The sequence below is a fragment of the Pseudoduganella aquatica genome (assembly GCF_020865585.1).
In the GTDB taxonomy this organism is placed as follows: Bacteria; Pseudomonadota; Gammaproteobacteria; order Burkholderiales; family Burkholderiaceae_D; genus Rugamonas; species Rugamonas aquatica_A.
In genome coordinates this window covers 1-12,306 of sequence record NZ_CP086370.1, presented here as the reverse complement: position 1 = coordinate 12,306, position 12,306 = coordinate 1, and the positions used below count along the sequence as shown (strand labels likewise).

Sequence of the window (12,306 nt, the reverse complement as noted above, 5' to 3'; positions counted from 1 at the left end):
TTTGCCAGCCGATGTCATGTCGGAACTGAAGGCCTGAATACTAACTCCTAGGAGGCCACATGTCGAAAGCAGTGATGATCTTTTGGATCTGTTTGGGAGTGCTGATATTTTGCATCTACAAAATTTGCGAGAACACTCATTCAAAATCTTCTTTGACGCCAGCCAAACTGTCGGCGGTTGTGTCCCCGAAAGCGGCAGATGCGCCAGGAGGAAAGGAGTATGTCTTGGAAGTGATTGGTCTGGGGGTAACGCTGGACAAGTATCGCCAGAAAGCCCTTTGCCGTGGTCTAATTTGCCTGGACACCTCAATAGGTGGAAAATTCACCATCTGAGGAGTTAAAGCATGACAACAAGAAAACGCAAGACATTCGATCCGAGCCTGAAGCTGGAGGTGGTCAGAATGATCAAGGAACAGGGCCTGAGCATCCAGAACGTCAGCGAAAGCATGGACATCGGCCAAACTGCTATCCGGCGCTGGCTGGCGCAATACAGTGCCGAGCAAAGCGGCCAGCCGGGCATCGGCAAACCACTCACCGCCGAGCAGCAGCGCATTCGGCAACTCGAACTGGAAAATCAGCAATTGCGGCAGGATGTGACCATCTTAAAAAAGGCCTCGGCCTTCTTTGCCCGCGAAATGAAATGATCTATCAGCTCGTTCATCAACTGCAAAAGGAGGCCATTCCGGCCCAACAAAGCTGCCGCGTTCTGGAGGTAAGCCGATCAGGCTACTACGCCGCGCAACGACGCTCCGCCAAACCGGCGGTGTGCAAGGCTAGCGTGCATCTGAAAGCCGAATTTCAAGCCAGCGGGCAAAGCTACGGCAGCCGCCGTCTGGTTTCGGCCATGGCCAACGCCGGCTTCCACATCGGGCGCTACAAGGTGCGCCGTTTGATGCGCCAAGCGGCTTTGAAGCCCGTCTGGAAACGCAAGTTCGTTCACACGACGGACAGTAAGCACGACCTGCCGATCGCCGCCAATGTGCTGAACCGGCAGTTCAATCCGCCCGCGCCCAACATGGCATACGTATCGGACATCACGTACATCCGCACCGGCTCCGGCTGGCTGTACTTGGCCGTCGTGATAGATTTGTACGCACGCAAGGTGGTCGGCTGGTCCATGGCGCCAAGCATGCCTGCCAAGCTCGTCTGCGAGGCCCTGAACATGGCCATCCAGCAGCGGCGCCCAGGACCCGGCCTGATCGTCCATTCGGACCGGGGCAGCCAATACGCCAGCGAGCTCTACCAAGACCTGCTGGCGACGCATGGTTTTGTTTGCAGCATGAGCCGGAAAGGAAACTGCTGGGATAACGCCGTAGCAGAACGCTTCTTCCTGAACCTGAAAATGGAGCGCGTCTGGCAGCGCCAATACGCCAATCACGCCGAGGCAAAGACCGACATCACCGACTACATCGTCGGCTTCTATAACTGCAAGCGCATCAATTCAGCACTGGGCAATCTGCCGCCCGCCGTCTATGAACGGAAAATGGCAGTGCATGAACCTATCGTAGTGTCCGAAATTACTTGACCACCGCACTTTGGCAAGCTTTGGTGGACGGTAACGCCTACACGACGATAAGGGAGATGGATCCGAAGAAGTATCCATGGTCGGGGGACGACAAGGACGGTCTTTCCGGGGGGCACGAAGCAGCAAGCCTCGAAAATGGTGCGTTTCAATCGCCGCAGTTTTGGGGAACCCCAGTGTTCAATGCCGAGCCCTTGTGTCGTGCCCCTGAATATACGGACCGCCCGGAATTGCCACAAGGCGGTATGGTTGGCGGCTCCAGTATGTCCGGCATGATTACGCACTTGTTTGTTATTGCTGATCGAGAGTTGAGCGAGAGGCCGGATCGAATTGTAGGGAGGATATTTGAGTTTTTCGACAAAAACCCCGATGTGCCATACGTCGTTCTCACTTCTGAAGACAGTACGTCGACCCGAATCATGTATTCGCAATTGCGTACCGATAGGATCCGCAAGGACGAATACTCGGTCCCTGAAATGCCGGACTCATCTGCATTGTTCATCTTGGCCAGGCGTGAGCGCGTCGACTCAATGCGACCGTTTGTTTTTGAAGATGTCAGTGATGGCAAGAGCGTGGGATTTCAAAATCAGCATGGCATCGCTAGGCGTTTGTATCTCGCCTATCTAGACTTGCAGAAGTCAGTTCCGCAGCCATCGGGTAGCATTGGCCGCGAGCCCACCAGCGAAGAATGGCTCGCCGAGACAGCAAAATTCGCCGTCCGTCCCGAAATTCGTGGCACTGGTGCAATCAGCGTCCTGGACGCCACCTCCCTTTGGAAGCACCACCCACCCCGTGACTGGAAGCCCACTCCCTGGTTCCCAGTCCCATGGAACACCGACCAGCTCGAACGCTTCGATGCACTGCCGAGCCTTGGCTTCATCCATCGCCCGGTCTTCGTCAAGATGACCGACCATGAAGGCAAAGTAATTAAGCACCAGGTAGATCGCGAGGCCGCCCTGCACGCTGGCTGGCAGGAAGCGTTGCAGACCTTGCCGCAGGCAGAGCGCGCCGCGGGACCAGCGCGCGTGATTTTCTCCACCGCCAACAACCAGAAGCAATTGATCACCTTCCACGGCTTGCTCCGCCAGATCAAAGCCGACGGCGGCCCGGAGATCGACCCGGCCAAGTCCAACCAGTTCATCGACACGGACCGCCGGCTTGGCAACACCGGCGTCGCGACGTTCTTCATGCAGATGGCAATCGGCGTGATCGGCAGCTATCAGGAAGGCGGCGTCAGCGCCGCCTTCAACCTGCGCGACCCAAGCGAAGCCAGCATCATCCTCGTGACGCCACCATCGGAGGAAAAACGCAAATCCCAATACCACTCAATAGGCACCAGAATCCTGGAAAACACGACCCTCCCTCCTATTGATCCCAAAAATTACGAGCGTCCATAAGTAAAGGGCTAATCATGCGCAAGGAAATTTGCGCCGGCGACCCCACCTCGCACGGCGGCAAAGTCATCAACAGTGGAGCACCGCATTTCACGGTCGACGGCAAGCCCGTCGTCTTTTTGGGCGACAAATTCACTTGCCCCATTGTTGGCCACGGCGGTGTCTGCACTGTCATCGAAGGCGATTCCGAGCACACGATAGACGGCGTGCCAGTGGCGTATGAAGGCCACAAAACCAGTTGTGGCGCAGCGCTTATGGCAAGCGGCGATGCTTCACAAGGGCTAAGCCAGCGCCGCTACACTATCCTGGCATGCGGCTAAAATGAAGGCATCTGATGCTACGTCTGCTGACTACTTCCTTTTTTCCTACTGGCTGTTGAACCAGAAGGGCAGGGAGGCTATCGCTTAGCACGGCAACGATTGCGTGATATACGAGGTTTAGTATGAAAATCCAGCTGACGGAATGGGACGGCTCAAGGTATTTGCAGACGCGCGAGGACGTGGGCTTATACCTGACAGCTTGTTTTACTGAGGGCGGCAGCGACGCTGCCTTGCTTGCCCAGGCGTTGGACGATATCGCCCGCTCCTCTGGCTTGGCGCAACTCGCCCGGGAAAGCGGGATCGATGCCCATGAACTGGCTCAATCGCTTTCTCCAGGAGGGCATCCTAGTTTCGAAGCAGTCCTGAAATTAGTCAACATGCTTGGACTTCAGTTCAGAATCGAGCCATGCGCTGCATAGCTGACACAGAGCCGCTTCCAGAGCCCCCCTTGAAAGGGACCACTATTCTCCGCTTACCCTCCTTTTAGCACGCAAAATTTGCGGAATACTTCCATCGGCATTGGCGTCGAAAGATGCCATTCGATCGAGATCGGTCGGTCCCCTTGGTGACCGGCTAAGGTGACTGGACCAAGTGCGACAAAGGCATGTTCAGCGTCTTCACGCACGAAGAGTTGGAAAGTCCAGCCGTTGGTTGGGCTCTGCAGATATCGCTGCCCAGTTGCGTTCCTTGCGCTTGCCATGTTCTGTGATTGCCAATGGAATCGATCTGGACTGATAGCATAGTCGTGGTACTGGACGCGATCATGAAATCCCTCGCGCTTGTCTAACGTAACGAACAGCAGTTCGATCTTTTCCTTTGCTAATGGTAAGCAGCCTTCGCGGAACTGGGGTCTTGCCACGGCTGTTAGATGACCAGCAGCAGTCTGAATTTCGCGCCGCTCATATCGCGCATGCAAGGTCAGTGGCCAGTCTGAAGGCACGCCAGGTAGATGAACACCCTCCACCAGCGATTCATCCTGCAGCCAATTCACAATCTCAACCAGTTCTTGTTTCAGGGCCGGATGCTCGTTCATTAGTGCTAGGAAGGCGTGTGGATCAAGAAGGTCCTTGTCGTTATGTAGCATTTGATACGCCAGCATCTGTACCCGTTGCGTGTCAATCTCACCGGTCGATAGCACGGTGGTCCAGGCGTCCAGAGCGGCCGGATCATTGGCGTGCAATATCGATCCCATCCGTCGAATTAACTCGTCCTCTCGTGGACCTGGTGCTGGAAGTGGTAGGTTGATATCGCGCTTATAGCTGGTCCACGAGCGACTATTTTTGTAGATGTCTGCGATCTCGAGCTCGTTATCGCGCAGAAAGGTGCTCAAGGTCAGCGCTTGATTTCCCCGCTGTGCCGCCCAAGCGGCTAGCTCTTGCCTTAGACGTACCGCATTCAACTGCAACGCATTGCGTATATTCGTTAGTACACGCTCGCGCGACACGCGATCGAGCTGCAAATGGCATCCAGTTGGCAGGGATCCAAAACCATTCTCTAACGAGTTCTTAAGTTGGGCGCGCGTCTGGCCCGTGATGGCGCGGAGTAGTGTATCGAATCGGAATTCGGCGCTATGTATGCCTACAAAATCCAATACCAAGCAGCTCTCTTTTCCATCAGCTAGACGGAGTCCACGGCCAATCTGCTGTTGGAACACCACCGGGCTTTGTGTCGGCCTCAGCAAAAGTAGCGTGTTGATTTCCGGGATGTCTACGCCCTCATTAAAGAGGTCACAAGTGCAGATCAGCTTGAGCTTACCTGAACGGAGATCGCCGATAGCCTGGTCTCGTTGCTGGCTTGAGTTCGCGCCGGTCACGCTGCACGACGGTAGACCAGCTTTTTCAAAGCAGGCGGCCATGAATTGGGCATGTGCCACGCTTACGCAGAACACGACACCCTTGAGCTTCCCGAGGTCTGACACATACTGCTGCAAGGTGTTCATCACGAGGCGGCTGCGAACCGTGTTGCTAGAGATGACCGCATCCAGCTGACCCAACTCCTCAGGCCGATTCCATTTGATCTTGCTTAGGTCTGTGTCGTCCGCTGTAGCGTAGTACTCGAATGGCGCCAGTAATTGCTGATCAAGCGCATCCCACAAGCGTAGCGAAACTGCGGGCGTGCCATCAGGACGAGGATCGAAATAGGCGTTTAAGCTTTTGCCGTCAGAGCGCTCTGGCGTGGCAGTCAGACCCAACAAAATGGTAGGCTTCACAGATTTTGCGAACTGGTCAAAGGTTGCCGCCGGCAGGTGGTGTGCCTCGTCGATGATCACTACCCGCCAGTAATCGGCCCCCATTCGCTGCACTAGGCCGCGACTGTGAACCGTTGCGATCGTTGCGAACAAATGCTCATGTTGGGATGGCTGATTCTCTCCATCAAGCAGTTCACCAAAACTCGGCGAGCGCAGTACTTGTCGGAACGTTGCCAGTGCCTGCTTAAGAATCTGAATTCGATGTGCAATGAACAGCAGCTTTGGCGGGCTACCTTCCTTGCGCACCAAGCGTTCATAGTCAAAGGCCGCCACCACGGTCTTTCCTGTGCCAGTTGCTGCGACGACTAAGTTGCGCATCCGTCCGTGGTGACGTTCTGCAGCAAGGCGTTCTAGCATCTCCGCTTGATATGGCTTAGGACGTAGATCGAACCAAGTATGGAGCACTATCGGTTCTGAAGCAGGGGCCTTGTGACCTGGCTGTGTGCGTTGTTCGTTCAACGCTTGTTTCAAAGCGGCTTGCTGAGCCACATCGTGCGGATCGTATGGCTGAAACTCGCCGTCATTCCAGAGCGTTTCAAAGTTCGCGCACGCTGCTTGGTAGAGGTCGTTGTCGTTCGCCTCAGTGAATTTGACGGTCCATTCGATGCCACCAATCAGGGCCGCTTCCGATAGGTTTGCGCTGCCAATATATGCCGTGCCAAATCCTGTTTTCCGATGAAACATCCAGGCTTTGGCGTGCAGACGATTTCGGCGTCCGTCCAGAGAAATGCGTAGCTGAGCTCCTGGCAGCAACGCGAGCTCTTCTACTGCGCGAGCTTCTGTGGCGCCTATATAAGTCGTCGTCAGTATGCGCAGTGTGGTGCGGGGGATTCCATTTGCATCCAATGCGGTAGCTGCTTTAAGGATGTCTAACAGCTTGCGGACACCGCTCCAAGTGATGAAGCTAACTACAATGTCAACGCTATCTGTGCTGGATAGTTCGGCTCTCAGCTCATTCAGCAGAGAAGGATCATTGCGTGCTGCGGTAAATATCGATGGCCTGCGTAGGCCTGTTTGTGGCTGCACTGGGGCTGCATTCGGGGCATGTACTGAACTAAGCATGCGCAGCGGCGGCGAAGTGGGCACATCGTCTTCTTCTCTGTCATTCCGAGCGGCGCGCAGTAAATTTCCAATGAGCTTAAGTTCGGCATGTTCTTGCTCGTGCTTGCTCCCATCCTTGTCCGAAATTGCATCTAATATTTCGGATAGACGAGCGGTTAGCTCATTTAATAGATGCTCACGCCGCTCCGCCTTGGAGGGGATTCTAATTTGCGCGCAATTCGCGAACTCCATCTCGGAAAGCTCGGCAAGTTCATCATGACGAATCAGACGTTCATAAAGGCCGAGAGGGAGGGTATTGGACATTAGTTGCCTGAGGTTGGTGTTTTATAACATTGTAATCCGGCAATCGCCGATACAATAAAAAATGGCCTGAATAATCAGGCCATTTTCCAACTCAGACTAATAGTCTTTAAACGTCAATATTGCCCGCGCGCAGTGCATTCGTTTCAATGAACGCACGGCGTGGCTCAACATCATCCCCCATCAGTGTGGTGAAGATCTGGTCCGCAGCGATAGCATCCTCGATCTGCACCTTCAACAGGCGGCGCACCGTCGGATCCATGGTGGTTTCCCACAGCTGGCTTGGATTCATCTCACCCAGACCTTTGTAGCGCTGCTTGGATACCACGCGTTCCGCTTCGTCGCGCAGCCACTGCATCGCGTGGTGGAAGTCGACCACGGCGGAATCCTTGGTGCGCTCGCCTTCGCCGCGGCGGATCACGGCGCCTTCGCCGATCAGGCCTTCGAACGTGGCTGCCGCGTTGGCCAGGGTGGCGTAGTCCGCGCTCTGCACGAAGTCCGCGTCGATCGCGCACACTTTCACGTTACCGTGGTGCATACGCTCGATCCACAGCGCATGCTTCTCGCTCAGTTCGTCCGAGCGCACGGTCACGCGCACGGCCGGGTCGTTAATGCGGTCGGCCATGGCCTTGGCCGAGGCTTCGGCCTGCGCCAGCGTGTCCATGTTCAGCGTTACGCCGGTCATGATGGCGGTCAGCGCGGCGCGGTCGATCACGCGCGTCAAACGCATCATGATGGCGTTGGCGGTGTTGTACTGGCGTGCCAGTTCGGCCAGCGGCTCGCCCTGGATCACGTCGGCGCCTTCGCGCGGGGTCAGGGCGGCGGTGTTCAGCGCTACGGTCATCATGTAGCTGGCTTCTTCCACGTCGTCCTTCAGGTAGCGCTCGTCGCGGCCGGCTTTCACCTTGTACAGCGGCGGCTGGGCGATGTAGATGTGGCCGCGTTCCACCAGCTGCGGCATCTGGCGGTAGAACAGGGTCAGCAGCAGGGTGCGGATGTGGGCGCCGTCTACGTCCGCGTCGGTCATGATGATGATGCGGTGGTAGCGCAGCTTGTCGGCGTTGAACTCGTCCGGGCCGATGGAGGTGCCCAAGGTGGCGATCAGCGTGGTGATCTGCTCGGACGACAGCATCTTCTCGAAGCGCGCCTTTTCCACGTTCAGCACCTTACCGCGCAGTGGCAGGATGGCCTGGAACTTGCGGTCGCGGCCCTGCTTGGCGGAGCCGCCTGCGGAGTCACCCTCGACGATGTACAGTTCGCACAGCGCCGGGTCTTTTTCCTGGCAGTCGGCCAGCTTGGCGGACAGGCCCAGGCCGTCCATCACGCCTTTGCGGCGGGTCAGGTCGCGGGCCTTGCGGGCCGCTTCGCGCGCGCGCGCCGCTTCCACGATCTTGCCGCAGATGATCTTCGCGTCGTTCGGCTTTTCCATCAGGAAGTCGGTCAGCGTCTTGGCGACGATTTCCTCTACCGGGCCGCGCACTTCGGACGACACCAGCTTGTCCTTGGTCTGCGACGAGAACTTCGGCTCCGGCACTTTCACGCTCAGCACGCAGGTCAGGCCTTCGCGCATGTCGTCGCCGGAGATTTCCACTTTCGCCTTCTTGGCGAACTCGTGCTCGTCGATGTATTTGTTGATCACGCGCGTCATCGCGGCGCGCAGGCCGGTCAGGTGGGTGCCGCCGTCGCGCTGCGGGATGTTATTGGTGAAGCACAATACCTGTTCATTGTAGGCATCGTTCCATTGCATGGACACGTCCACGGAAATGGTGGTGTTCTGGTCCGACTGGCGCTCGCCCGTGGCCTGGAAAATGGTCGGGTGCAGCGTGGTCTTGGCCTTGTTGATGTATTCCACAAAGCCGCGCGTGCCACCCTCGAAGGCGAACACGTCTTCCTTGCCGGTGCGCTGGTCGGTCAGCTTGATGTTCACGCCGTTGTTCAGGAAGGACAGTTCGCGGATGCGCTTGGCCAGGATCTCGTAGTGGAATTCCACGTGCGTGAAGATTTCCTCGTCGGCCCAGAAGTGCACGTCGGTGCCGCGCTTGTCGGTCTCGCCGATCACCTTGATCGGGGACACGGCGAAGCCGTCCTTTTCTTCGATTTCGCGGTTCTGCGGCACGCCGCGCACGAATTCCATGTAGTGCACTTTGCCGTCGCGGCGGATGGTCAGCTTGAGCAGCTTGGACAGCGCGTTCACGCACGATACGCCCACGCCGTGCAGGCCGCCGGACACCTTGTACGAGTTCTGGTCGAACTTGCCGCCGGCGTGCAGCTCGGTCATGACGATTTCAGCGGCCGAGCGTTTCGGGTCGTGCTTGTCGTCCATCTTCAGGCCGGTCGGTACGCCGCGGCCGTTGTCGGTGATGGAGATCGAGTTGTCGGAGTGGATGGTGACGTGGATCTCGGTGCAGTGGCCGGCCAGCGATTCGTCGATGGAGTTGTCCAGCACTTCGAACACCAGGTGGTGCAGGCCGGTGCCGTCCGAGGTGTCGCCAATGTACATGCCGGGACGCTTGCGCACGGCTTCGAGGCCTTCCAGGATCTGAATGGACGCGGCGCCGTATTCTTCCACCTTGGCGGCCGGGATCGGTTGTTCGTTTTGGCTCTCGGACATGGACTGCTTTCTCTGTAATCTTGTTGACTCGGTGCTGCGGTTGGCGGGTTACGGCGCCTGGCGCCTAACCCGCCCTACGTGCCATCGGCTGGTCGTGGGCAATGCGTAGCGCGGGTTAGGCGGAACGCCGTAACCCGCCGCTGCTTAGATGCGCATCGGCATCACAACGTACTTGAAGTCGGCATTGTCGGGGATCGAAATCAGGGCGGACGAGTTGGAGTCGCCCAGCGCGATGTTGATCTGGTCGCACTTCAGGTTGTTCAGCACGTCCAGCAGGTAGGTCACGTTGAAGCCGATGTCCACGCTCACGCCGCCGTAGTCGATTTCCAGTTCCTCGACCGCTTCTTCCTGGTCGGCATTGGTGGAGCTGATCTTCAGGCTGCCCGGGGTGATGATGCAGCGCACGCCCTTGAACTTGTCGCTGGTCATGATGGCGGCGCGCTGCAGCGAGCGCAGCAGCTCGTCGCGGCCGATGGTGAAGTCGTTGCTGTAGCCCTTGGGGATCACGCGCGTGTAGTCGGGGAACTTGCCTTCCACCAGCTTCGAGATCAGCTCGATGTCGGCAAAGGTCAGTTTCACCTGGTTGGCGGCGATGTCGAGCTGCACCGGCTCGTCGTTTTCTTCCAGCAGGCGCTGCAGTTCGATAATGGTCTTGCGCGGAATGATCACTTCCTGGCGCTCGAAGGCCTGCTCGGTCTCCACCTGGCAGAAGGCCAGGCGGTGGCCGTCGGTGGCCACGGCGATCACGTTTTTACCGTCCAGCACCAGCAGCAGGCCGTTCAGGTAGTAGCGGATGTCCTGCTGCGCCATCGAGAAGTGCACCATGTTGAACAGGTGCTTCAGCGTTTTTTGCGGCAGCGTGAAGGACGCGTTGTAGCTTTCCGCTTCCTGCACGGTCGGGAATTCCTCGGCCGCCAGGGTTTGCAGGGCGAAGCGCGATTTGCCGGTTTGCACGGTCAGGCGCTTGTTCAGCAGCGTCATGGTGACGTCGCCGGACTCGGGCAGGGCGCGCAGGATGTCCAGCAGCTTGCGCGCGGCCACGGTGGTGCCGGTCACGTCGCTGCCGGAACCGATGGCGGCGTTGGTCGTGATCTGCACTTCGGTGTCGGTAGACAGGAACGAGACGCTTTCGCCGTCCTTGCGGATGAGGATATTGGCCAGAATCGGCATGGTGTGCCGACGCTCGACAATACCGCTCACGATCTGCAGTGGCCGGAGTAGCGTATCTCGGGTGGTTTTGACCAATTGCATATTTATCCTCAATATCAAAAATTAACGATACAAACTTGTTGCTGGGCTTGCCAGATTTTAATGGCAAACCGGCGCTTTGGGGCGGCTCTGGCGGGTTACGCGCTGCGCGCTAACCCGCCCTACGATATGGCTTGCACACCGTAGGGCGGCTTAGGCGCAGCCGTAAGCCGCCATGCATCAACCTTTCAGCGTCTGCTCCAGGACGTGCAGCTCGTGGTTGCATTCCGGATTTTTGGTGCGGTCCAGCGCGATCTTGCGCACGGCGTGCAGCACGGTCGTGTGGTCGCGGCCGCCAAACAGCTCGCCGATCTCGGGCAGGCTCTTCTGCGTCAGTTCCTTGGCCAGATACATGGCAATCTGGCGCGGACGGGCGATATTCGCCGGGCGGCGCTTGGAATACATGTCCGCCACCTTGATGTTGAAGAAGTCCGCCACCGTCTTCTGGATGTTTTCCACCGAAATCTGGCGGTTCTGCACCGACAGCAAGTCCTTCAGCGCTTCCTTCACGATGTCGATCGTGATGTCCTTGCCGTGGAAGCGCGAGTACGCCAGGATCTTGCGCAGCGCGCCTTCCAGCTCGCGCACGTTGGAGCGCAGGTGCTTGGCCACGAAGAAGGCCACGTCGTCCGAGAAGGTCACGCCTTCCTGCTTGGCTTTCTTCAGCAGAATCGCCACCCGCATTTCCAGCTCGGGCGGCTCGATCGCCACCGTCAGGCCGGAGTCGAAGCGCGAGATCAGGCGGTCGTCCATGCCGGTAATCTCCTTCGGATAAGTATCCGAGGTGATGATGATCTGCTTCTTGGCCGCGATCAGCGCTTCAAACGCGTAGAAGAATTCCTCTTGGGTACGGCTCTTGCCGCCAAAGAACTGAATATCATCGATCAGCAGCATGTCCAGCGAGTGGTAGTAATGCTTGAAGTCGTCGAAACCCTTGCGTTGGTAAGCGGTCACTACGTCGCGGACATACTGTTCCGCGTGGATGTAGCGGATGCGCGCGCCCGGCTGGTCGGCCATCACCTGGTTGCCGATGGCGTGTATCAAGTGGGTCTTGCCCAGGCCCACGCCGCCGTAGAAGAACAGCGGGTTGTAGCTCACGCCCGGGTTGTTGGCCACCTGGATGGCGGCGGCGCGCGCCAGCTGGTTGGCCTTACCGGTGACGAAACTGTCGAAGGTCAGGTCGGTGTTGACGCGGCTCTGCTCGCGGCGCGGCGAATTGCCGATGTTGTACTCGGGCGAACCCGGGCTGGCGGCGGCCTGGTCGCTGGCGCGCTGGGCGCTCATGTCCGGCACCGACGGCGCGCTGCTGTGGATAATGCCGGCGTTCGACACCGGCGCGGCCGGTTTGCGCGCCGCGTTCAGACGCGGGTCCAGCACAAACTGCACTTCGGTCGGCGCTTCCCAATATTGGCAAGCGAGCGCGGTGATGCGGCTGGCGAACTGGGACTTCACCCAATCGAGCTTGAAGCGGTTGGGCGCAGCAACGCGCAGCTTGCCATCCTCGTAGTCGAGGGGCACCAGCGGCTTAATCCAGGCACTGAATTGTTGCGGCGTCAGCTCCAGCTCCAGTTGAGCGGAACAGGTCTGCCAGAAATTTTCCAT

The 12,306-nt window shown here is 57.9% G+C and carries 9 protein-coding genes; 5 read left to right on the top strand and 4 right to left on the bottom strand.

Translation table 11 applies throughout. The annotated features are described in order from the left end of the window. The first annotated feature begins 59 nt into the window (after positions 1–59). From KT882_RS00045 to KT882_RS00025, 5 genes are all read left to right on the top strand, one after another. Positions 60–332 (top strand): hypothetical protein, encoded by a 273-nt coding sequence (locus KT882_RS00045; protein ID WP_228894064.1) that lies wholly within the window; start codon positions 60–62, stop codon positions 330–332. A gap of 11 nt (positions 333–343) precedes the next feature. After that, a protein-coding gene (locus tag KT882_RS00040; protein ID WP_228894063.1) for an IS3 family transposase occupies positions 344–1,524 on the top strand; the annotation gives its coding sequence in 2 pieces (ribosomal slippage) (positions 344–593 and positions 593–1,524; 1,182 coding nt in all). Beyond that, entirely contained in the window at positions 1,521–2,918 is a 1,398-nt protein-coding gene (locus tag KT882_RS00035) for a type VI lipase adapter Tla3 domain-containing protein (RefSeq protein WP_228894062.1), read from the top strand. The genes KT882_RS00040 and KT882_RS00035 overlap by 4 nt, the downstream gene beginning before the upstream one ends. Before the next feature lie 14 nt (positions 2,919–2,932). Next, entirely contained in the window at positions 2,933–3,235 is a 303-nt protein-coding gene (locus tag KT882_RS00030) for a PAAR domain-containing protein (protein ID WP_228894061.1), read from the top strand. 122 nt (positions 3,236–3,357) lie between these two features. Next, the gene (locus KT882_RS00025) at positions 3,358–3,654 is read left to right on the top strand and encodes an addiction module antidote protein (RefSeq protein ID WP_161075240.1); all 297 of its coding nucleotides are present in this window, start codon (positions 3,358–3,360) and stop codon (positions 3,652–3,654) included. Positions 3,655–3,707: 53 nt separating this feature from the next. Here the strand turns inward: KT882_RS00025 and KT882_RS00020 are convergent, their stop codons facing one another. The 4 genes from KT882_RS00020 to dnaA form a co-directional block, all read right to left on the bottom strand. Then, complete coding sequence (locus KT882_RS00020) at positions 3,708–6,848, bottom strand: DUF3427 domain-containing protein (RefSeq protein ID WP_228894060.1); 3,141 nt, start codon at positions 6,846–6,848, stop codon at positions 3,708–3,710. Positions 6,849–6,954: 106 nt separating this feature from the next. Beyond that, the gene (gene gyrB / locus KT882_RS00015; RefSeq protein WP_161075243.1) at positions 6,955–9,456 is read right to left on the bottom strand and encodes a DNA topoisomerase (ATP-hydrolyzing) subunit B; all 2,502 of its coding nucleotides are present in this window, start codon (positions 9,454–9,456) and stop codon (positions 6,955–6,957) included. 144 nt (positions 9,457–9,600) lie between these two features. Further along, entirely contained in the window at positions 9,601–10,707 is a 1,107-nt protein-coding gene (gene dnaN, locus KT882_RS00010) for a DNA polymerase III subunit beta (RefSeq protein WP_161075244.1), read from the bottom strand. A 177-nt stretch (positions 10,708–10,884) separates the two neighbouring features. Next, positions 10,885–12,306 carry a chromosomal replication initiator protein DnaA gene (gene dnaA, locus KT882_RS00005; protein ID WP_161075245.1) on the bottom strand — a complete coding sequence of 474 codons (1,422 nt, stop codon included), beginning with the start codon at positions 12,304–12,306 and terminating at the stop codon, positions 10,885–10,887.